The 21,086-nt window shown below is 65.5% G+C and carries 23 protein-coding genes and 1 pseudogene; 10 read left to right on the top strand and 14 right to left on the bottom strand.

Going from position 1 to position 21,086, the window contains the following annotated elements; translation table 11 throughout:
• Positions 1 to 101: 101 nt before the first annotated feature.
• Both CNE_RS00160 and CNE_RS00165 read right to left on the bottom strand, forming a co-directional pair.
• On the bottom strand, positions 102 to 1,034 hold the full coding sequence (locus CNE_RS00160) for a BKACE family enzyme (protein WP_013955130.1): 933 nt from the start codon (positions 1,032 to 1,034) through the stop codon (positions 102 to 104).
• 74 nt (positions 1,035 to 1,108) lie between these two features.
• Entirely contained in the window at positions 1,109 to 1,891 is a 783-nt protein-coding gene (locus tag CNE_RS00165; protein WP_013955131.1) for an SDR family oxidoreductase, read from the bottom strand.
• 96 nt (positions 1,892 to 1,987) lie between these two features.
• Between CNE_RS00165 and CNE_RS00170 the strand changes: the two genes are divergently transcribed.
• Positions 1,988 to 2,770, top strand: coding sequence for a GntR family transcriptional regulator (locus CNE_RS00170; protein ID WP_013955132.1), 783 nt, complete (start codon positions 1,988 to 1,990; stop codon positions 2,768 to 2,770).
• A 228-nt stretch (positions 2,771 to 2,998) separates the two neighbouring features.
• Here CNE_RS00170 and CNE_RS00175 read toward each other — a convergent pair whose 3' ends face one another.
• Positions 2,999 to 3,223, bottom strand: coding sequence for a helix-turn-helix domain-containing protein (locus CNE_RS00175; RefSeq protein ID WP_013955134.1), 225 nt, complete (start codon positions 3,221 to 3,223; stop codon positions 2,999 to 3,001).
• A 283-nt stretch (positions 3,224 to 3,506) separates the two neighbouring features.
• On the opposite strand from CNE_RS00175, the gene CNE_RS00180 reads away from it, so the two are divergent.
• The 4 genes from CNE_RS00180 to CNE_RS00195 all read left to right on the top strand — a co-directional run bounded on the left by CNE_RS00180 (position 3,507) and on the right by CNE_RS00195 (position 7,680).
• Entirely contained in the window at positions 3,507 to 3,857 is a 351-nt protein-coding gene (locus CNE_RS00180; protein WP_013955135.1) for a DUF2958 domain-containing protein, read from the top strand.
• A 170-nt stretch (positions 3,858 to 4,027) separates the two neighbouring features.
• The gene (gabP, locus tag CNE_RS00185; RefSeq protein ID WP_013955136.1) at positions 4,028 to 5,416 is read left to right on the top strand and encodes a GABA permease; all 1,389 of its coding nucleotides are present in this window, start codon (positions 4,028 to 4,030) and stop codon (positions 5,414 to 5,416) included.
• A 185-nt stretch (positions 5,417 to 5,601) separates the two neighbouring features.
• Positions 5,602 to 6,972: an MFS transporter gene (locus CNE_RS00190; RefSeq protein WP_049800536.1), complete on the top strand. Its 1,371-nt coding sequence runs from the start codon at positions 5,602 to 5,604 to the stop codon at positions 6,970 to 6,972.
• Positions 6,973 to 6,987: 15 nt separating this feature from the next.
• On the top strand, positions 6,988 to 7,680 hold the full coding sequence (locus tag CNE_RS00195) for a helix-turn-helix domain-containing protein (RefSeq protein WP_013955138.1): 693 nt from the start codon (positions 6,988 to 6,990) through the stop codon (positions 7,678 to 7,680).
• Position 7,681: 1 nt separating this feature from the next.
• Here CNE_RS00195 and CNE_RS00200 read toward each other — a convergent pair whose 3' ends face one another.
• From CNE_RS00200 to CNE_RS00230, 7 genes are all read right to left on the bottom strand, one after another.
• Complete coding sequence (locus tag CNE_RS00200; RefSeq protein ID WP_013955139.1) at positions 7,682 to 7,897, bottom strand: saccharopine dehydrogenase NADP-binding domain-containing protein; 216 nt, start codon at positions 7,895 to 7,897, stop codon at positions 7,682 to 7,684.
• A gap of 185 nt (positions 7,898 to 8,082) precedes the next feature.
• Positions 8,083 to 9,027 carry a formimidoylglutamase gene (gene hutG, locus CNE_RS00205; protein ID WP_013955140.1) on the bottom strand — a complete coding sequence of 315 codons (945 nt, stop codon included), beginning with the start codon at positions 9,025 to 9,027 and terminating at the stop codon, positions 8,083 to 8,085.
• A 2-nt stretch (positions 9,028 to 9,029) separates the two neighbouring features.
• Positions 9,030 to 9,791: an amino acid ABC transporter ATP-binding protein gene (locus CNE_RS00210; protein WP_013955141.1), complete on the bottom strand. Its 762-nt coding sequence runs from the start codon at positions 9,789 to 9,791 to the stop codon at positions 9,030 to 9,032.
• On the bottom strand, positions 9,788 to 10,456 hold the full coding sequence (locus tag CNE_RS00215; RefSeq protein ID WP_013955142.1) for an amino acid ABC transporter permease: 669 nt from the start codon (positions 10,454 to 10,456) through the stop codon (positions 9,788 to 9,790). Before CNE_RS00215 ends, CNE_RS00210 begins: the two co-directional genes overlap by 4 nt.
• 18 nt (positions 10,457 to 10,474) lie before the next feature.
• On the bottom strand, positions 10,475 to 11,230 hold the full coding sequence (locus CNE_RS00220; protein ID WP_013955143.1) for a glutamine ABC transporter substrate-binding protein: 756 nt from the start codon (positions 11,228 to 11,230) through the stop codon (positions 10,475 to 10,477).
• 80 nt (positions 11,231 to 11,310) lie between these two features.
• The gene (locus CNE_RS00225) at positions 11,311 to 12,105 is read right to left on the bottom strand and encodes an IclR family transcriptional regulator (RefSeq protein ID WP_013955144.1); all 795 of its coding nucleotides are present in this window, start codon (positions 12,103 to 12,105) and stop codon (positions 11,311 to 11,313) included.
• Positions 12,106 to 12,239: 134 nt separating this feature from the next.
• Positions 12,240 to 12,899: a methyltransferase family protein gene (locus CNE_RS00230; protein WP_013955145.1), complete on the bottom strand. Its 660-nt coding sequence runs from the start codon at positions 12,897 to 12,899 to the stop codon at positions 12,240 to 12,242.
• Between the two features lie 145 nt (positions 12,900 to 13,044).
• Here CNE_RS00230 and CNE_RS00235 point away from each other — a divergent pair, with 145 nt between their 5' ends.
• Positions 13,045 to 13,368: a nucleotide pyrophosphohydrolase gene (locus CNE_RS00235; protein WP_013955146.1), complete on the top strand. Its 324-nt coding sequence runs from the start codon at positions 13,045 to 13,047 to the stop codon at positions 13,366 to 13,368.
• A gap of 22 nt (positions 13,369 to 13,390) precedes the next feature.
• On the opposite strand, the gene CNE_RS00240 is transcribed toward CNE_RS00235, so the two are convergent.
• The 3 genes from CNE_RS00240 to CNE_RS00250 form a co-directional block, all read right to left on the bottom strand.
• Positions 13,391 to 14,248: a hypothetical protein gene (locus tag CNE_RS00240; RefSeq protein WP_013955147.1), complete on the bottom strand. Its 858-nt coding sequence runs from the start codon at positions 14,246 to 14,248 to the stop codon at positions 13,391 to 13,393.
• Positions 14,249 to 14,473: 225 nt separating this feature from the next.
• A complete protein-coding gene (locus tag CNE_RS00245; RefSeq protein ID WP_013955148.1) occupies positions 14,474 to 14,977 on the bottom strand; it encodes a DUF2938 domain-containing protein in 504 nt (167 codons plus the stop codon).
• Positions 14,970 to 15,860: a class I SAM-dependent methyltransferase gene (locus tag CNE_RS00250; RefSeq protein ID WP_013955149.1), complete on the bottom strand. Its 891-nt coding sequence runs from the start codon at positions 15,858 to 15,860 to the stop codon at positions 14,970 to 14,972. Before CNE_RS00250 ends, CNE_RS00245 begins: the two co-directional genes overlap by 8 nt.
• A 74-nt stretch (positions 15,861 to 15,934) precedes the next feature.
• Here CNE_RS00250 and CNE_RS00255 point away from each other — a divergent pair, with 74 nt between their 5' ends.
• Positions 15,935 to 16,369 (top strand): helix-turn-helix domain-containing protein, encoded by a 435-nt coding sequence (locus CNE_RS00255; protein WP_013955150.1) that lies wholly within the window; start codon positions 15,935 to 15,937, stop codon positions 16,367 to 16,369.
• A 97-nt stretch (positions 16,370 to 16,466) separates the two neighbouring features.
• Here the strand turns inward: CNE_RS00255 and CNE_RS00260 are convergent.
• A pseudogene (locus CNE_RS00260) lies at positions 16,467 to 16,820 on the bottom strand (methyl-accepting chemotaxis protein); the annotation flags it as partial.
• Between the two features lie 545 nt (positions 16,821 to 17,365).
• On the opposite strand from CNE_RS00260, the gene CNE_RS00265 reads away from it, so the two are divergent.
• The 3 genes from CNE_RS00265 (at position 17,366) to dbpA (ending at position 21,064) form a co-directional block, all read left to right on the top strand.
• Complete coding sequence (locus tag CNE_RS00265) at positions 17,366 to 18,574, top strand: DUF4382 domain-containing protein (protein WP_013955152.1); 1,209 nt, start codon at positions 17,366 to 17,368, stop codon at positions 18,572 to 18,574.
• Between the two features lie 141 nt (positions 18,575 to 18,715).
• Positions 18,716 to 19,621 carry a DUF72 domain-containing protein gene (locus CNE_RS00270; protein ID WP_013955153.1) on the top strand — a complete coding sequence of 302 codons (906 nt, stop codon included), beginning with the start codon at positions 18,716 to 18,718 and terminating at the stop codon, positions 19,619 to 19,621.
• 33 nt (positions 19,622 to 19,654) lie between these two features.
• Positions 19,655 to 21,064, top strand: coding sequence for an ATP-dependent RNA helicase DbpA (dbpA, locus tag CNE_RS00275; protein WP_013955154.1), 1,410 nt, complete (start codon positions 19,655 to 19,657; stop codon positions 21,062 to 21,064).
• The last annotated feature ends 22 nt before the right edge of the window (positions 21,065 to 21,086 follow it).

Below are 21,086 nucleotides of genomic sequence, written 5' to 3' on the forward strand. Positions count from 1 at the left end.
TATGGCGCCACGCCCTGGGGCCGCGCGTCAGCCGTTCTGCCTGGTTGATGTGTTCAGTGGTCGATGGTTGGGCGGGGCCGGGCCGTGGCGGCCCCGCCTGCTCAGAACGCGGTGCCTGCCGCGCCCTTGAGGTCCAGGATGTCGCGGGCTTCGTCCGGCGTGGCCACGTCGATGTTCAGGGCTTCGAGCACGGTCCGGATGCGCGTGACCTGCTCGGCGCTCGATGCCGCCAGCTGGCCCGGACCGATCCAGAGTGAGTCCTCCAGGCCAACGCGCACATTGGCGCCCATTGCCGCGCCGATAGTCGCCAGCGGAATCTGGCTGCGGCCGGCGCCGAGGATCGACCAGCGGAACTGATCGCCGAACAGGCGCCGGGCGGTGCGGTGCATGTGCATCAGGTCCTCGGGATCGGGGCCAATGCCGCCCAGGATGCCGAAGACGGTTTGGATGAACACCGGGCCACTGACCAGGCCGCGGTCAAGGAAGTGCCGCAGGTTGTACAGATGGCTGATGTCATAGCACTCGAATTCGAATCGCGTGCCGTTGGCATTGCCGATGCGCAGGATGTTCTCGATGTCTTGGTAGGTGTTCTTGAAGATCAGGTTGCGGCTGTTCTCCAGGTGTTCGCGCTCCCAGTGGTGTTGGAATTCCTTGAAGCGGTCGAGCATCGGGAACAGGCCGAAGTTCATCGAGCCCATGTTCAGGGAGGCCAGCTCCGGCTTGAAGGTCGTGGCCGGCAACATGCGCTCTTCCACCGTCATGTGCGGGCTGCCGCCGGTGGTGATATTGATCACGGCGTCGGTCTCGGCGCTGATCCTGGCGAGGAACGGCCGAAACAGCTCCGGGTCCTGCGACGGGCGTCCGTCCTTCGGGTCGCGGGCGTGCAGGTGCAGGATGGCGGCCCCTGCGCGCGCCGCGTCGATGGCGGCTGTTGCGATCTCGTCGGCAGTCACCGGCAGGTGGGGCGACATGCTGGGCGTGTGGATGGCGCCGGTCGGGGCGCAGGTGATGATGGCTTTGGCTCGCTTGGCCATGGTGATTCCTTTGTCGGGTGTTGTCGGACTGCGGGCCGCGGATATCCGGCGGCCCCCGGAATGCGCAGGTCGCGCTAGCTGAGCGCCTGGGTCAGGCCGTCCACGACCATTTCCTGGCCGTGCACATTGGCCGCCTGGTCGCTGCAGAGAAAGCGCACCATGTTGGCGATGTCGCGCATCGTCACCATGCGGTGCAGTGCCGCCTGCGACGTGTAGTCGCGCGTGACTTCCTCAAGCGGCTTGCCGAGCGCCTCTGCCTTTGCGGCAATGACCGCGCGAATACGCGGGCCATCGACCGCACCGGGCAGCACCGTGTTGACACGGATGCCATCCACGCCCAGTTCAAGCGCCAGCGATTTGGTAAAGCCCACCACGGCCCATTTCGATGCGGAGTAGGCGGAACGGCCCGGCATGCCGAGATGCCCGGCAGCGGAGGACAGGTTGACGATCGACGGCGAGCGCCCCTGCCGCAGGCGCGGCACCGCGGCGCGGGCGCACAGGAACTGGCCGGTGATGTTGACGGCAAGAGTGCGCTCCCAGTCGGCCAGGGACAGGGATTCGACACCGCCGGTCGGGCCGGCAACCCCGGCATTGTTGACGAGCACATCCAGGCCGCCAAAGGCGCAATCCACCGCCTGGAACAGTGCCTCGACGTCGGCTTCCTTCGACACGTCGGCCCTGACTGCCACCACGCCGGGCAACTCGGCACAGACACGTTCAAGACTGTCGCCAGCCACGTCGCAAACCGCGGCGCGGGCGCCCGCCTCCACAAAAGCCCGTGTGATCTCCAGGCCAATTCCGTCCGCGCCGGCGGTCACCAGTACACGTTTGCCGGCGAGCGATTCATCCTTCCACATGATTCCAATCCTCTTGGGAACAGGCGGATGCCTGCCTTCCGGACGAAGATTAAAACTGTGATCACAGATCAAATATAGAGAATAACCCTATGTGCTATGCTTCGCGGCATGACCCTGAATGACCTTGTGACGCCCCTTGTCCGCCAGACGCTCAGCCGCGACGTCTACACGCAGCTGCGAGACCTGCTGATCAGCGGCCAGATGATGCCGGGAGAGCAGATTTCCCTGCGCAACATTGCTGCCGCGCTGAACGTCAGCGTCATGCCGGTGCGGGAAGCGGTGCATCGCCTGGTTGCCGAGCAGGCACTTGAGCTCACGCCAAACCGTGCACTGCGGGTACCGAGGATGAGCGTCAGCCAGTTCGAGGAGATCACAAAGATCCGGATTCAACTGGAGGGACTCGCCACCGCGACTGCGGCAGAGCGCATCACCGATGAGGAACTAAAGCAGGTACAGGCACTGCACCGCCGGTTTGCCGACGAGATGTCGAAGCGCAGTCCCGACGGCGCGGATGTCATCGCCGCGAACCAGGCCTTTCACTTCGCTGTCTATGCCGCGGCGCGCATGCCGATCCTGCTGCAGATGATCGAGTCGCAGTGGCTGCGCATTGGCCCGATCCTGAACCACGACCTCCGCTCCGGATCGCGCCGCGTGGAAGAGCGCGTCGCGGTCAAGCATCACGACAATCTGATCGAAGCCCTGCGCAGGCATGACAGCGCGGCTGCATGCGCGGCGCTGCGCGGGGATATCGAGAGCGCGGCGGCCTATATTGTCTCGGCAGGGGTACTGGTCAATACGGACAGGACCGAGGATGCGGCGGTCACGTTGGTGCCCGTGAAGCGGGCCGCGAAGGCGGGGCGTGCAGGGGTGAAGGGCTGATCAGTGCGGCAGACTTGAAGAAGGTCACGGCATTCAATGAGTGGGCTGACATCGATGCCGATATAAAGCGAGCCATCAGGCTCACGGGCATGGGCGGGCCTGTCAGTTTTTATGTGCAGGGCAGGTAAAGACGCTGAACCCGGGCCTGTAGGTCGATTCACGGACTGTCCCAATCGCCCGCAGCGGACTTATCGTCTTCCGACACAAATAGCCGAATGCCTGCACGATTCAGGAGCTTTGGTAGCCCTTCGAGGGCCCGGCTTCATCGACGAGGGCGGTCATGGCCACGCCCAACGCCACAGCAATCTTCTCGATATTGCAGATCGAGATGTTGCGTTCGCCGCGCTCCACCGAGCTGATGTAGTTGACGTGAAGGTCGGCCGCTTCCGCAACCTTCTCTTGCGTAAAACCTTTGTCTTTGCGGATGCGCCGCATATTGGCGGCAAATAGCATCTGCGCCCCACACTTTTGCGTTTGGTTCCCCATGGCGGAAGTTTTTCCGACCCGGGCATTCAGTACCACACACTTTGAGTTTGGTTTGTGGTAACGTTGCCATTGTAGGCAAACGCAAAGTGTGTTTTTTGCGTATCTTAGGCAAAACCAGGGAAGCCATGGGCAAGCGGAGACGTGCTCAACTCTGGCGCACGCCGCTTGTTGTTGCGCGACGGCGGCCCGGAGCGTGCGCCCTGTATCCGCTCGCTTCGCCGTGAAGTGAACCTTCCAGGAGGCAACGACGATGATCCAACCTCTCATCACCGCCGAACAACGCGAGCAGCTGCTCGCAAACGGCCACGCATATGCAACCGGAAAGGCCAGGGATCCACTGCCCGTGGTGCGGCTGTTTACCCCCGATGCGCATGCGACCTGGCTACTGGCCGCGCTCGACCCGGCCGATGGTGACACCGCCTACGGTCTGTGCGACGTGGGTATCGGCATGCCCGAACTGGGCCATGTGAAGCTGTCCGACCTGGCATCCATCGTTGGGCCGCTCAAGAGGCCGATTCTTCGTGACCGGTACTTCCGGCCAACGCGGTCGTTAGGCGAGTACGCCCGGCTGGCACAGTCCAGTGGCTCGATCGTCGATTGATCGAGTGGGCAATCTGCAGAACCCCGTTGTTCGCGTCAATGCGATGCGGCATGCCGCATTTGGGGTCAGACGACCGCGGCTTGCTGGAACGCGAGCGGCGGTCAATTTCCATGTCATAGGAGCACCAGCGTAGCGGCTCATATAGGTCGCGCTTCACCTAGGAGAGAGACATGAACCCGTCAGGGAAAGGGCTGAGCCATGGACTCAAGGCGCGTCACGTCACGATGGTTTCGATTGCAGGCGTCATCGGCGCCGGACTGTTTGTAGGCTCCGGGCGAGCTATCGCCGAGGCCGGCCCGGCCGCGCTGCTGGCCTATGCCATGTCTGGGCTGCTGGTGGTGCTGGTCATGCGCATGCTGGGCGAGATGGCTGTGGCACAGCCGGATACCGGATCGTTTTCGACCTACGCGGACGGCGCCATCGGACATTGGGCCGGTTTCACGATTGGCTGGCTGTACTGGTGGTTCTGGGTCCTCGTGATCCCGATTGAAGCGACTGCGGCGGCGGCCATTCTGAGCGCCTGGTTGCCCGCCGTACCCCAGTGGACGTTTGCGCTGGCGATCACGCTCGCGCTGACCGGCACCAATCTGTTCTCGGTCAGGAACTATGGTGAGTTCGAATTCTGGTTCGCGCTCATCAAGGTGGTCGCCATCGTGGCGTTCATTGCCGTTGGCGGTCTGGCGGTGCTGGGTTTGCTTCCGGGGGCTCAGGTATCGGGCGTGGCGCGGCTGGTTGACTATGGCGGGTTCATGCCGAATGACGCACATGCTGTCATCGCTGTCGTCCTGACAACGATGTTCGCATTCATGGGGGCGGAGATCGTCACCATTGCGGCGGCCGAAGCGGAACACCCGGCCCGGCAAATCGTGCGCGCGACGCGCTCGGTGGTGTGGCGCATTTCGCTGTTCTACCTGGGCTCGATCTTCATTGTTGTTGCACTGGTGCCGTGGAATGACCCGCTGCTCGTCACCCATGGGGCGTACCAGCGCGCGCTGGAGATCCTCGGCGTGCCGCACGCCAAGGCGATCGTCGACGTCATCGTTCTGACAGCGGTAATGAGCTGCCTGAACTCGGCGCTCTACACCGCCTCGCGCATGCTGTTCTCGCTGTCGACGCGGGGCGATGCCCCGAGCGGCCTAAGCCGGACTGCCGCGTGTGGCACACCGCGCGCCGCGGTACTGGTGTCCACCGCATTCGCTTTCGTGTGCGTGCTGGCGAACTACCTTATGCCAGAACGTGTCTTCGCCTTCCTGCTGGCTACCTCTGGCGCCGTGGCGCTTCTGGTCTACCTCGTGATAGCGGTATCGCAGCTGCGCATGCGCGCAGTACTGGAACGACGCGCGGCAGAGCTGCCGCTGCGTATGTGGGGCTACCCGTGGTTGACGTGGTCGGTCATCGTGGTGATTCTCGGTGTCCTCGCGGCGATGGTCTGGCATCCCGCCCATCGCATGGAAATTCTCGCGACAGCGACGCTGCTTGCCGGCGTGCTGGCTGGTGCCTGGCTAAATTCGCGTAACCGAAGCGCAGACGGGCAAGCACTGGCGATGGATGATCTGTGAACAGGTACGTTCGGTCGACGCGGTGGTTACGTGAGTACACAAGTCTGGCGTGGGTCAATGGCTCGAAAGTCGACTGAGCGGACCGCTGAGCGAACCGGATCGCCCATTGTGGCGGGCCCGCCAGACCCACACGAAGCCGGGCTCTGACCGACGGTGTACATACCACTATGCAAAGAGACCTGAACATGAATCCACAACAGGAACCCCATGTGAATCCCCTGAGCGTACCGGGCGGCGTCTTACCCGCACCGGCGCGCACGCTGGCTGCTCGCGACTACAAGACCTTGGGTCTTGCCGCCCTCGGCGGCACGCTCGAATTCTATGACTTCGTCATCTACGTCTTCTTCGTCACGGTGCTGGGCGCGCTATTCTTCCCGCCCAACATGCCTGATTGGCTGCGACAACTGCAGGCGTTCGGCATTTTCGCCGCCGGCTATCTGGCACGCCCGCTGGGCGGCATCGTGATCGCCCACTTTGGTGACCGGCTTGGCCGCAAGCGCATGTTCACGCTTTCGATCTTGCTGATGGCAGCGCCCACGCTGATGATCGGCCTGTTGCCCACCTACGCCAGCATCGGCGTCGCGGCGCCACTGTTGCTGCTGGCGATGCGCGTGCTGCAGGGCGCGGCCATTGGGGGCGAGATGCCCGGTGCCTGGGTGTTTGTCGGCGAACACGTGCCGAGCCGGCACTACGGTCTCGGCATCGGGACGCTGACCTCGGGCATCACGGGCGGCATCCTGCTGGGTTCGCTCGTTGCGGTCGCCATCAATCGACACTACACGCCTGAACAGGTGAGTGATTTCGCCTGGCGCATTCCCTTCCTCCTGGGCGGCGTGTTCGGACTGGTGTCGGTGTACCTGCGCCGGTTTCTGCACGAGACCCCCGTGTTCCGCGAGCTGGCTGACCGCAGCAATCTGGCGCGCGAACTGCCGATCCGCACCGTGCTGCGCGAGCACCGCTCGGCCAGTCTGTTCGTCGCACTGCTGACCTGGGTACTTTCGACCTCCATCGTCGTGGTGGTGCTTTACACGCCAGCCTACCTGCAGAAGATCCACCACATACCCGCTGCGCTCGCGCTCGAGACCAATGCGTTCGCCACCCTCACGCTGACCATCGGCTGCGTGATTGTCGGCTGGGCATGCGACCGCATCGGCACCCGTGCCGTCATGCTGATCGGCTGGGGCGGACTTCTCATGACCGCCTACCTCTTCTACGGCAGCCTGCCCGGCACGCCTGGCACGCTGTTCTGGCACTACGGACTGCTGGGTCTGTTCGTCGGCACCATCGCCACCGTGCCGATTGCCGGCGTGCGCGCCTTTCCGGCACCAGTGCGGTTCACCGGTCTCTCGTTTGCCTACAACATGTCTTACGCAGTTTTTGGCGGCCTCACGCCGATGATTCTCACGCTGTGGCTGCAGCACGACACCATGGCGCCGGCCCACTATGTGGCAGTGCTGGCCGCTGTCGGATCCTTGCTTGCGTTCTGGCCCCTCGCCAGGCGCGGCCATGCCATGCGCAATGGCGTGGCCAGCACGGCTGGCCACGTCAGTCGATAACGAAGGAGCAACGAAATGAATACGACGGAAAACACGCCACCAGTACGCCTGCTGACTCCCGCCGAGCTGGCTGTCTGCATCAAGGTGTTCCGCGACGCCCGGCAATGGACTCAAGAGCAGTTGGCCGTGATCGCCGGGCTCAACGTGCGAACCGTTCAGCGCGTCGAACAAGGCTGGCCGGCCGATGCCGACACCTGCCGGGCGCTGGCCAGCGCGTTCGATTTCCTGGACATCGACGCGCTCAACAAGCCATTCGCGATTCCACCGGAAGACGAACTCAAGGCTGCGCAGGAACAGTTCGACCTCGAGCACGTCACCTTCGCGGCGATTCCGCTGACCACGGGTAAGCAGTTGGCCGAGCTGGCGCAGACCAGCACGATGGACATGTCGGAGCTGGCCTTCGAGATGGGCGGCGAAGCGGACAAACGCTTCGCCGCACTGATGGAATATTTCCGCAACTACCGCGATGCCCTGGACGCCTATACCGAAGCAGAGAAGCGCGAGGCGGCTGACACGATGCAAGCCAACATCGATGTGCTCAAGACGCTTGGCGTTTCGCTCTGCTATGCCGAGCGCCAAGTGCTGCTGAAGGGAAGCTCGGACCCGGACAGGCCAATGCCAGCTAACGTCCTGTACGTGATCGGGTTTCCGCTCGGCAAGGAACCCAAGCTGTTCGCCACGCCAACTTCCGTTGATATCCGTCTGTAGGCTAAAGGGGGCGTTGTTGCATAAATCCGGGCGTCTTGTCGACCGTGATGGTGGACTCGATGGCATCCAGCTTGTGCCTGGCGGCCAGTTTCCAGCGGCCGCCGTCCAGCATCCGGTCGACCACGGCAATCGCGGGCCGCGGCCAGGTTCGTTCGAGCAGTGGCAGCACGGCCTGGCCGATGCAGCCAAGGCCGACGATGACGATTTGTTCGATCACGCAGACCCTTCCGCCCGTAAGCGGCGACGGGCGGCCCGGGGCGCGGCAAGGCGGCCGCGCCAGCGCAGGACTGCCCTCGCATCGCTTTATCAATTCTGATCAGAATCGCTCAATCTAGCGAAGGCAATACTATCGCCGGGCGCCGCGGTTGCCAACTGCGGAGCCGGGGGGACGTGACCTGCTGGTCAGCCGAGCAGGCGCCAGGCCAACCGCGCAGCCACGCGCGCGCCCTGGTGGTCGCGGTCGTACTGCGGGTTGTACTCGGCCAGGTCGGCCACGCGCAGCTTGCCGCTGCGGCGGGCAAGCATGGCCACTTCCTCCACAACCGGCAACGGCACGCCATAGGCGGCGGGTGCCGACACGCCCGGCATCACGGCCGCGGGTAGCGCGTCGAGGTCGATGGTCAGGTACACGTGGTCCGTGGCATCGATGCGCGCCGCCAGTTCCGCGAGGCGCGATGCCAGGTGGCGCTCCTGCATGTCCACGTCTTCCACGTAGCAGACACCCAGCGCATCGGCGCGGCCGAAGAGCGCCGGCGTGTTGCTGAGGCGGCTGACGCCCAGGCAGACATAGTCGAACGGCTGCCCGCGCTCGGCGCAGGCGTTGGCGATCTGGTCGAACGGCGTGCCGGAGCTGGCGGGCCGGCTGGTGCGCAGGTCGAAGTGGGCGTCGATATTGATGATGAGCACGCGTCCGCCATCGTCCTGCACATCGAGGTGCGCGCGCAGGCCTTGCCACGTGCCCCAGGCCACTTCATGGCCGCCGCCCAGCACCAGCGGCAGCCCGCCGCGCGCCAGCACGTCGCGCACGGTGCCCGCCAGCGCCAGCTGGGCCGATTCCAGGTCGCCGTCGTCACAGCTGACATTGCCGGCGTCGTACAGCGCGGGCAGCCCGTGCGCCGGCACGTTGGCCAGCGCCTGGCGGATGGCGTCGGGGCCGTGCGCGGCACCAGGGCGGCCCTGGTTGCGCAGCACGCCGGCGTCGCAACGGAAGCCGAGCAACACCGTGGCGCCGCCGAGACGCGTTACGTCTGCTGTTTCCAGCGTTTGCACGATGCGGAACAGGCGCGTGGTGTCGCCACGCTCACCGTCGTCGACACGGCCCTGCCAGAGGTTCTGGGTCCCAGCCATCGTCACGCCCGCGTCAGCACGGCCTGCAGGAAGCCGCGCGTGCGTTCCTGCGTCGGCGCCGAGAAGATGACCGACGGCGGCCCGGCCTCGATGATGCCGCCACCATCCATGACGACGACCACATCGGCCACTTCGCGGGCGAAGCCCATTTCATGGGTGACCACGACCATGGTCATGCCTTCGGCGGCCAGCACCTTCATCACCTGCAGCACTTCGCCCACCAGCTCGGGGTCGAGCGCGGAGGTCGGCTCGTCGAACAGCATCACGCGCGGCTCCATGGCCAGCGCACGGGCAATGGCCACGCGCTGCTTCTGGCCGCCGGACAGGCTGGCGGGCATGGCGTGGGCCTTGTGCGCAAGGCCGACTTTCTCAAGCAGGCCCATCGCCTTGCGCTCGGCTTCCTCGCGCGAGGCGCCGCGCAGCATGCGGGGACCGACCGTGACGTTGTGCAGCACCGACAGGTGCGGGAACAGGTTGAACGACTGGAACACCATGCCCACTTCGGTGCGCAGCTGGTTCAGCTCGTGCTCGCCGATCAGCTGGCCGTCGGTCACCAGGCGCTTGCCGACGATGTCGATGGTGCCGGCCTCGGGTTGTTCCAGGCCGTTGCAGCAGCGCAGGAAGGTGCTCTTGCCCGAGCCGCTGGGGCCGATCACAACCACGACCTGCGACGGCTCCACATCGAAGTCGATGCCGCGCAAGACGGTATGGCCGCCGAACGATTTGCCCAGGTTCCGGATCCGGATGATTGCGGAATCGCTCATTGCACCATGCCTCCCATGCGCAGCCGTTGTTCGGCGCGCCGCAGGATCAGCCCAGCCGCGCTCGTCAGGATCAGATAAACCAGCGCGATCGCCAGATAGACTTCCAGCGACCGGTACGACACGCTGATGATCTTCTGGCCCTCGTGCATCAGGTCGGCAATGGTCAGCAGCGACACCAGTGCCGAGTTCTTGATGAGGGCGATGAACTCGTTGCCCAGCGGCGGAATCATCCGCACGATGGCCTGCGGCAGGATCACCGCGCGCATGGCCTGGCCGGAAGACATGCCGATCGAGCGGGCGGCTTCCATCTGGCCCTTGTCCACGGACTGGATGGCGCCGCGCACGATCTCCGACACATACGCGCCGGAATAGATGCCCAGCCCGATCACGCCGCACACAAAGGCGGGCAGCAGGATGTTGAACTGCGGCAGCCCGAAGAACAGCAGGAACAGCTGCACCAGCAGCGGCGTGCCGCGGATGAAGGTCACGTAGGCCGTGCAGATGCTGTAGATGACGCGGCGATTCGGGTCCAGCCGGCCGATGCCGACCAAGAGGCCCATGACGCAGCCCAGCACCAGCGCGCAGGCCGTCACCTCCACGGTGATGACGGCGCCGTGGAGGATGTCATGCCAGCCGGCAAAGACAGGAGAAAAATCCAATTCCATGATGATGATCCGCGCGGCTTACTTGGCGGCCGTGCCGAACCATTTCTGGGTCAGCTTGGCATAGGTGCCATCGGCCTTCACCTTGGCGAGTGCGGCATTGAGGGCACGGGTCAGCTCGGGCGTGTCCTTGCGCACGGCCATGCCGTATTCCTCGGTGGTCAGCGGCTGCTCCACCATGCGCAGGCCGCCGCGCGTCTTGACGTATTGCATCGCGGCCGGCTTGCCGGTCACGGCGGCATCGGCACGGCCGATCTCGACCAGGTTGAACATTTCCTGGTTCTTCTCGACTTCCACACGCTGCACTTGCGGGTACGTGTCACGCAGGAAGCTAACCGACTTGGTGCCCACCTGCACGCTGACCTTCTTGCCGTTCAGGTCGGCCGGGGCGTGGACGGTGGTGTTGCCGCTCTTGACCAGCGCTACCAGGCCGCCGGTGTAGTACGGCTCGGTGAAGTCCACCACCTTGCTGCGCTCGGGGGTGATGTAGATGCCGGACACTGCCATGTCGAAGCGGCGCGAGACCAGCCCCGGGATCAGGCCCTTGAAGTCGATGTCGGTCCATTCGACCCGCTTGCCCATTGTCTTGGCCATGGCCTCCACCAGCTCCACGTCAAAGCCGGTGCGCTTGCCGTTCTCGATAAATTCCATCGGCGGGAAGGTGGCGTCGGTGGCCACGCGCAGCACGGCATTGTCCTGCGCGTGCGCGGCGGTGCCGAGGGTCAGGGCGGTCAGGGTTGCCAGGCCGGCCATCAGGCATTTGCGACGAAGGTTCATGGAAGTCTCCTATTCTCGGGAACGAGGGATCTGCCGTCGCATGGGTGTGCCGACGGCGGCGGTAACGATTTGCTTGGTATTCAGTAAGACTGCAGCCGGGCGGAAATCCGCATCGCCGCTGCCACGGTCATGTCGATCAGCGCGGTCTCGCGCCCTTGCCGCCGCGTGGCCGGCACCATCAGCGTGATGGAGCCCAGCGCATCGGCCTTGCTGCGCCGCGAGAAGAGCGGCGCGCTCACGCCCCACACGCCCGGATCCACCTCGCCCTCACTGACGGCGTAGCCGGTCTCGCGAATGGCGGTCAGCTCGGCCAGCAGCCGTTCGGCTTCGCCTGGCTCGCACTGGGCCCGGACCAGGCGCTCGCGCGCTTCATCGCGCATGAATGCAAGCAGCGACTTGGCCGACGCACCGGCGCGCAGCGGCACGCCGCGGCCTTTCTCGAATGAGCAGCGCAGCGACTGGCGGCTCTCCACCATCTCCAGGCACACCGCGTGATCCTTGACGGCGACGACCAGGCCTACGCTTTCATCGGACTGCTGCGCCAGCAGCTGCATGTCGGGCAAGGCTTCGCGCGCCAGGTGCGAGGCCATGTCAAAGCCAAGCGCCAGTTGCAGGCTGATCGGGCCCGGCGCGTATTCGCCGTCGGACTCCAGCACAAAGCCCCAGCGCTTGAGCATCATCAGCTGCCGGTAGAGCGTGCTCTTGGGCAGGCTGGTCTTGGCAACCAGCTCGCGCACCGTGATTGGCGCGCCGTGCTGCGCCAGCGCCGCCAGCACGAACAGCACGCGATCGGCACCGCCCGCGGGCTGGCCGGGTTTGGCAGGCGTGGGTGTCGCGGGCTTCACGGCGGTGGGGTTGTCGACGGCATTCAACATAGGGCCCAAGAATAGGACCTGATTCCCAGAAATCAAAACCTAGAGTCCCGGAAAATGGGAATGAAGGACTAGGGATAACCCTTGATGACTGGCAATTTGATCGGCCAAGTGCGTGGGGCGCCGCTGCGCCGCGATCAGTAGATGCCTGGCAGCATCCGCCAGGTCCGGTCGCAGTACGACGCGTACTCGTCGCCAAACTGGTCGCGCAGCAGCGCTTCTTCCGCCCGGATGCGCGCCAGCAGCACTGGCACCATCAGCAGCGTGAGCAACACGCCCACGCCGGAGCGGAACGCCAGTACCCATCCCAGCGAACTGACCAGGAAGCCGAGGTAGCTCGGATGCCGGATCACGCTATAGATCCCGGTGGTCACCAGCGTATGACCCGGCTGGATTGCCACCAGCCCGCTGAAGCGCCGCCCCAGCACAAACACCGGCCACAGCCGCAGCACGCCGCCGCCGGCAAACAGCGCCACGCCGATCCAGCGCATGGTGTCGCCATCGAGCGTCCAGAAGCCGATGCGGTCGGTAAAGGGCGGCAGGTACGCCGCCAGCAGCCCGAGCACGCCAAAGACTGCCAACACCCAGCGGTTGCCGCGGTCCTCGCGCATGCCGCTGCTGATGTTGCCGCCGGAGAAGAGTGCAGCGACGGACAGGGCGAACAGGACCAGGGTCAGGGCCACGCGCGCCGGGTGCGCGAAAAAGGGGGCGATGCCGCCCCAACCTGCGATGGCGATGGCCAGGTAGGCGAGCGTGCCGGCGAGCGTGGCAATCGCCATGCCGGGAGTCGGGCGCATGGGGAACCTCCGTTGAGACGGTGGATGCACAAGCGAAGGGTAAGCCTCAGGCGGCCCGGGTGTCGAGGGCGGCCGGGTCGTGATTAAATCTGCGTTTTGCGCCGGCGTATGCCGGGGCGCAGTGAACCGCTTTCGTCACAACACCATGCCCCTGATCGACATCAAGAACCTCCAGCAAGCCGCCCAAGACTTCGGCAAGGCCCGCAACTGGGGCAAGTACCACAGCCCCAAGAACCTCGCGATGGCGCTGAGCGTGGAGGTGTCCGAGCTGGTCGAGATCTTCCAGTGGCAGACCGACGCGGAATCGCGCGCCATCATGTCCACTGACGAGCGCGACCATGTGGAGCAGGAACTTGCCGATATCACCATCTACCTGGCGCAACTGGTGACGGCACTGGGCGTGGACCTAGACGCGGCGATCCGCGCCAAGATGGAGATGAACGCCAGGAAGTACCCGCTGCCGGAATGAGGCGCCCGGCGATGGTGTGAGCTCACGACAATGGCCGGCTCCCCGCCAGGACGCACAACAGCAGCACTCCGTTCAAAGCGAGCAGTCCGCTCACCACAAGCACGATGGGCGGCGCATCCCGTGTCCGCTCGCGCAGGCGGGTGACCCCCGGCAGCCACTCGCCGCGCGTACGCCGGGACCAGCAGGCGACGCCCGCGCTGCACATGCCCAGCCACGCCAGCGTGCCCAGCGATGTCCAGCCGCGTGGTTGCGGCGCCAGCGTCGGACGGATGGACGCCTGCTGGGGCGTCGGGCCGGAGGCTCTCTGGATCAATACAGGGGGCGCTTGAATCCCCGGTTCGGCTAACGGCTCTGCCGATGGCGGAGCTGGAAGCTGCTCCGCCGCTGATTGAGTCGCTTGAGGTGGCGCGACCGCTGGCCGCGAGGCATCGACCGTGACTGCAGCTTGCTTGTTCCTCGACACCTCCCGCGCCCGCGCCGCCGGCGGCGTTGGTTGCGGCGCGGCAGCCTGCGGGGGTGGCTTCTTGCCTGGGTGCCGGCGCCAGCTGGCAAAGACCCTGTCCAGGCATGTCACCGACGTGCAGGCGTCCCGGCGCTCCCGCCAGGCGGCGATGTCCCTTCCATGGATCGCGCCGGCGCGTAGCAGGCGCTGCTGGTCCGCATGGATGCGCTCGTGCTCGCGCTGAAGCATCGCGTGATCGCAGATCAGGTCGGCGGCGTGCGGCACTGACTGCAGGCAGGACGTGCCGGCGGCGAGCGGATCGTTGCAGCGGGAAGGACGCAGCGTGGTCTTGCAGGCAATATCCGAAGCCTGCGCACTGGCAGCCAGCAGAAGACCGAACGCGATGCACGCGGCCAGACGGCCCGAAAGCCTTGTCATCCTGTCACCCCGTGATGGTGGGGATCGTCCGGCGCTGAAGCGGGCGCCGATGGACTTCTATTCTGGTACGGCGCTAGCAATCTACAGTTCGATATCCCACAGAACTACGCAGCGAACTTTGGGCGCGGTCTCGGATGCGTGGCCGAGGCCACAAAGCTGGAAAGCTGCGGAGATTCCTCCCGTACCTTGGATCTGACAACGGCAGCCTGCCGCTGTACCCGTTTGTCAGGTCGCGACCAGGCTCACAACCCAACCCGCCGCATAGAGCCCCAGCCCGAACACCGCATGCGTCACCAGGCTGTGCGCCCGTGCCACATTTGGCCGTGGCGTGCGGCTCGCGGCGATGCCGGCACCCATTGCCGGCTGCATCAGCAGGAACGGTGCCGCCACACTGCCGATGCCGACGATCAACGCGGGTGCCAGCGTCGGATGACGCGCCCAGTCGAGTCCCCATAGCCCCAGCAGGATGGCCGCGAACACGATGCCGGTCAGGTAATGCGCGATCCAGCCGATGCCGCGCTCGCGGTGCACCGGTGGCGATGCCGCGATGGGATGGTGGCAAAGGCGTCCTCGCGGCAGCCACGCGAGCCAGCGGCCTACCAGTCCATAGTCCAGCGCAGGAACGCCCAGCAGCCGCTTGCGCAGGATGACCCAGGCGTCCATCACCAGCGTTGCACCGGTGCCGATCACGATTGCATTGAACAGGAGCGCCATCGCTGTATCAGGCATGGGCAGTCTCCCCGGCCCTCTGTGATGAAGCCGAAGCCCTGGCGGTGATCATCCAGCAAGCAGCGGTGTAGCGCACGGTTGCGCCATGAACGTAAGTCTCGAATGCCGCACGAACGGTTTCGATGACGCTGGCGCGTGTGCTTGCATCAGCCTCGCGCAGGGCCAGGCCGACGGGACCCAGGCGGGACAGGTAGTCCACCAGCGCAGGCTCCGGCAGCGTGCAGGCGAGGTCGACCGGCTGGACATCGATCCCGGTCCAGCCGCCCTCTTCCAGGATGGCCTGCACGCGCTGGCGGTCGCCGAAGGCGAACTGTCCCGGCGCACCCGGCTGCCGCGGCGGCAGGTTGGACAGCAACGGCGCGGCCGCGCGCTCGGCGGTGGTCATGAACGGATTCTCTGCGGCGCTGCGCCAGGCGATGCAATGGAGCGTGGCATCCGGTGTTGCGGCCTGGCGCAGGTTGGCAAAGGCCCGCACCGGATCACTGAAGAACATCACGCCCAGGCGCGACACGATGCTGTCGAAGCTTGCTGGCGCGAAGGCGTAGTCCTGCGCGTCGGCGCGAATGAAGCTGGCGGTCGAGCCGTCGTGCTGCGCGCGTGCCCGTGCAGCGGCGAGCATCGGCTCGGAAATATCGATGCCGGTGCACCTGCCCTGTGTGCCGAGCTTACGCGCCAGCGCGATCGTAGTGCTGCCGGTGCCGCAGCCGACATCGAGCACATGCTGCGCCGAGGTCTTGCCGACCGCATCGACAAGCAGGCCTTCCAGCGGCCGGAACATGTCGTCGAGCACCGCCTGCTCCGCGACCCAGGCATGGCCGGACGGGCCGTTCCACAGTGCGGGCTGGTCGCCGCCGTTGCTGCTGGTCTGTTGTTGCTCACCCATGGTCATATCCCCTTGCACGCCGTCCTGGCATGGAAACTACACTGTGCCAGTTCAAGTCGACTTAAGGTCAAGCGGTGACAAGCCTGGATATTGCGGAAGTGGCCCGGCAGGCAGGCGTGCCGGCCTCGACGCTGCGGTACTACGAGGAAAAGGGGCTGATCGCCTCCATCGGCCGGCGCGGCATGCGTCGCGTTTTCGATGCCGGCGTGCTGGAGCGGCTGGCGCTGATCGCACTGGGGCGTGCCGCCGGTTTCTCGCTGGATGACATCGCGCAGATGTTCTCGCCACAGGGCCAGCCGAAAATCGACCGGCAGGTGCTGGCGGCCAAGGCGGATGAGCTGGACCGGACCATCCGCAAGCTGACTGCGATGCGCGACGGACTGCGGCATGCGTCGGTTTGCCCGGCGCCAAGCCATATGGAGTGCCCGACGTTCCAGCGGATCCTGCGGGCGGCGGCGTCGGGGGCGATTGGTGGGAGGAAGCATGCCCACGGGCTTCCAACGGACTGACGTAAGCGTTTCGAATGGCCCCTTTCTTGGGCTCTGCGGAGTCTGGCGGGGCCATTCTCCGCAGGATTTGCGGAGATTAGCTAGGATGGAGCCAGTCTCACCCCAACCTGAACTGCCCCACCGCCCCCGCCAGGCTCCCGGCCTGCGTCTGCAGCGCCGCCGCCGCAGCTGTGGATTGCTCAACCAGCGCCGCATTCTGCTGCACCATCTGGTCCAGCTGGCTCACCGCCATATTCACCTCTTGAATACCGCGGGTCTGTTCCATCGCTGCGTGAGTGATCTCGGAAATAATGCCGGTCACCCTGGAGACGTTGCTGACGATCTCGCTCATGGTGTCGCCGGCGCGGCGGACCTGGCCGGAGCCGGAGCTGACACTGCCCACGGTGGATTCGATCAGGGTCTTGATCTCCGTGGCGGCCTGGGCGCTGCGCTGGGCCAGGGCGCGCACTTCGAGCTGGCAGACTGGCTGACGGTGATGGCCACGCACAGGGCCACGATCCGCGCACGGATGGTAGTGAACATCAGGGGAGATCCGTATACGGAGCGGGTGCGCCCGACTTGAGGCAGGCAGGCGAAAGCCGGTCGAATGTGATCAGGTTGACGACACAACGCGCCAATTGGTGCGCGATAGTGCCCTCGGGCGGCTCGGGAATGCGCACTGGTGGATCTGAAATTCGTAACGTGAATGCACGCAGGAGTGGGTTTCGGCGTGATCAGACGCCTCATCCGATGCGTTGCAATACAAGCGGCGTTGCAACGCAGCGGTGATTGCCGATGCGGGCGCTCATGAGCGTGATGGCAGCCGCAGCAGAACGCTTGCCGCAGCGCATCCGACAGTGGCTCCGGCGAGAATACATCTGTCATCAAGCCTTGCTGATCTGTCATGCAGACAAGCTAACGACTTTTTCACAACGTATTACAAAGACTTACAGCCGTTATGCGATTAGCAACATATCCTCCGATCAACTCACAAATAAACCAAACGGAGAGCCTACTGTGTCAGTCCTTTCGTTGACTTCCGCGCCGCTGCGCGTGCTTGCCCTGAGCGGTGCCCTGGCGCTGGCCGCCTGCGGCGGTGGTGGTGGTGGCGGCGATGATGGTGGCGGGCAGGGCACCCTCAAGGTCTCGATGACCGATGCGCCGGCCTGTGGCTTCAACAATGTCTTCGTGACCGTCAACAAGGTGCGCGTGCACAGCAGCGCCAGCGCCGAGGCGAGCGCCGGGGGCTGGGTCGATATCGACGTCGTGCCCGCGCGCAAGATCGACCTGCTGTCGCTGACCAACGGCGTGCTGACGGTACTGGGCCAGACCGCGCTGCCTGCCGGCAACTACCAGCAGGTGCGCCTGGTGCTCGATGCCAACCGTGGCGGCGGCGCCGGTGCGCTGGCCAACTCGGTGGTGCCCGTCGGCGGCACTGAGCAGGCGCTGGACACGCCCAGCGCGGTGCAGTCGGGCATCAAGATCAACCGGCCGTTCACCGTGGCAAAGGGTACGCTGACCGACCTGGTGCTGGACTTTGACGCGTGCAAGTCGGTGGTCACGCGCGGCAATGGCACCTTTGGCCTGAAGCCGGTGGTGACGGCGATCCCGACGATCGTCAGCGGTGAAGTGAACGGCGTGGTCAGCGGGGCACCGGGTGCGCGCGTGTATGCCGAGCGCAACGGCGTGGTGGTGAAGGCGACGGTGGCGGACGCCAACGGCAACTTCAAGCTGTCGCCGATCGAGCAGAGCAGCACGGCCGGCCCGGTTGACGTGGTGGTGGTGCCGGGTTCTGCCAATGGCAAGGCGGCGGGCATTGTGCGCGGCGTGCCGGTGGTGGTGGGCACGCCCACGGCGATCTCGACCGCGGCGGCGCCGATGTCGCTGCCGGCGTCGACCTATCGCCGGGCTTCGGGTACGGTCACGCCGGCTTCGGCGGAAGCGACCCTGCGCGCGCTGCAACTGGTCAGTGGCGGCAATTTCGAGATTGCGGCGACGGCTGCCGCCAGCGATACCGGCGCCTACAGCATGTTTGCAACCGAACCGGCACTGCCGGTGGCCGCGCCGGTGATCGGCACCTACCAGGCCGCGCTGCCGATTCCGCTGCAGGCGGACGGCGCCGCCGCGGGCAAGTACAGCGTGCAGGCCACCAGCGCCACGGGTACGGTGCAGACCAAGCCGACGGACGTGAACGTCGCCGACGCCGTGGTGAATTTCTCGTTCTGATTCCGGGGGACCGGGAACGAAGCCGGAAGAGGGCCTGGCCCTCTTCCGGCTTTTTTTGTTGGCCAGGGGCCCGGTTGCGCCGCCACCGTCTGGCGCAGTTTCCCGCTAGACTGCCAGTCTCGCGTTTCGGGAGATCGCGCCATGGCAGCACGCACCGCGGCGAAGGCCGCATCCAAGCCTGCAGCAACGTCTGAGGCCACATCCAGGGCCAGGTCACGCAAGGCCGCCACGTCCGCCGAGCCGGTGCGGGTTGGCATCGGTGGCTGGAATTTCGCCCCGTGGCGTGACAACTTCTATCCCGCCGGCTTGGCACAGGCACGTGAGCTGGCCTATGCCAGCCGCCACCTCAGCGCGATTGAAATCAACAGCACCTACCACGGCACGCAGAAGCGCACCTCGTTCGCCAAATGGCGCGACGAGACGCCGGATGATTTCGTGTTCGCGGTGAAGGCCTCGCGGTTTGCCACCAACCGGCGCGTGCTGGCCGAGTCCGGTGAATCGATCGAACGCTTTATCGACAGCGGCATTGCCGAGCTTGGCCGCAAGCTGGGTCCGGTGGTGTGGCAGTTCGCGCCGACCAAGCAGTTCGATGCGGAAGACTTCGAGGCCTTCCTGCAGCTGCTGCCGGACTCGGTGGAAGGCGTGAAGCTGCGCCACGTGCTGGAGGTGCGGCACGACAGCTTCCAGGCGCCGGACTACCTCAAGCTCGCGCGCAAATACAAGGCCGCCACGGTCTTTACCGATTCGCCCAAGTTTCCGTCGATGGCGGATCTCACTGCAGACTTTGTCTATGCTCGGCTGATGGCCAGCAGCGAGAAGCTGAAGGCCGGCTACGCGCCCAGGGACCTGGATGCGTGGGCCGAACGGGTGTGCACGTGGGCGCAGGGCCACCAGCCAGCCGACCTGCCGACGGTGGAAGACCGCAAGCCCGCCGCGCGCAAGCGCGAAGTCTTCGTCTTCTTTATCAACGGCGCCAAGGAACGCGCACCGGCCGCGGCGCAGGCGCTGCTGGAGCGGCTGGACTGGACGCCGCCGGCCGATGACTGACGGATCGACATCCCTGGATCGCTATAATCGCGCATGAACTCGACCCCCGCCCAGCCGCAAGCCGGCACCGCTTTTTCCACCCTGCCGCTGTCGCCCACCATGCTCGCCACGCTGGCGCAGCTTGGCTATGACGAAATGACGCCGATCCAGGCGGCCAGCCTGCCAATCACATTGGCGGGCCAGGACCTGGTGGCGCAGGCGAAGACCGGCAGCGGCAAGACCGCCGCCTTCGGGCTGGCGCTGCTGCACCGGCTCGATCCGCGCCGCTTCGACGTGCAGGCGATGGTGCTTTGCCCCACGCGCGAACTGGCCGACCAGGTCACGCAGGAAATCCGCCGCCTGGCGCGCGCCGAAGAGAACATCAAGGTGCTGACGCTGTGCGGCGGCTCGCCGATGCGGCCGCAGGTCGACAGCCTGATTCATGGCGCACATATCGTGGTGGGCACGCCCGGACGCATCCTGGATCACATCGACCGCGGCAGCCTGGACCTGTCCGGCATCAACACGCTGGTGCTGGACGAGGCCGACCGCATGCTCGACATGGGCTTCTTCGACGACATCGCCTATGTGGCCAGCCGTTGCCCGAAGGACCGACAGACGCTGCTGTTCTCTGCCACGTATCCGCCCGGCATCGACAAGCTCAGCCACCGCTTCCTGCGCAACCCGCAGTCGGTCAAGCTGGAGGCTACGCATGACAACAGCACCATCCGCCAGCGCTTCTATGAAGTCGAGGAAGGCGAGCGCCTGAACGCAGTGGGGCGCCTGCTGGACCACTTCCGGCCGGTCAGCACGCTGGCGTTCTGCAATACCAAGGCGCGCTGCCGCGAGCTGGTGGAACTGCTGCGCGCGCAGGGCTACCAGGCGCTGGCGCTGCACGGCGAGCTGGAGCAGCGCGAGCGCGACCAGGTGCTGGTGCAGTTTGCCAACCGCAGCTGCTCGGTGCTGGTGGCCACCGACGTGGCCGCGCGCGGGCTGGATATCGCGCAGCTCGAGGCGGTGATCAATGTCGAGATCACGCCCGATCCTGAAGTCCACGTGCACCGCATCGGCCGCACTGGCCGCGCCGACCAGGAAGGCTGGGCCTTCAGCCTGGTCAGCATGGACGAGATGGGCCGCGTGGGCAACCTGGAGCAGCACCACGGCGGCGAATTCGAATGGCACCCGCTGGCCGACCTGAGGCCCGCCAGCAACGAACGCCTGCTGCCGCCGATGGTGACCTTGCAGATGCTGGGCGGCCGCAAGGAGAAGATCCGCCCCGGCGATATCCTGGGCGCGCTGACCGGCGATGCCGGCTTCACCAAGGAGCAGATCGGCAAGATCAATGTGCTGGAGATGTCGACCTATATCGCGGTGGAGCGCAGCATCGGGCGCGAGGCGGTGAAGCGGCTCAATGCCGGCAAGGTCAAGGGCAAGAAGGTGAAGGTGCGGATGCTGACGGAGTGAAAGACGGGCCCCATGCGGGGCC

Origin of the sequence: Cupriavidus necator N-1 (assembly GCF_000219215.1) — a bacterium.
In the GTDB taxonomy this organism is placed as follows: Bacteria; Pseudomonadota; Gammaproteobacteria; order Burkholderiales; family Burkholderiaceae; genus Cupriavidus; species Cupriavidus necator.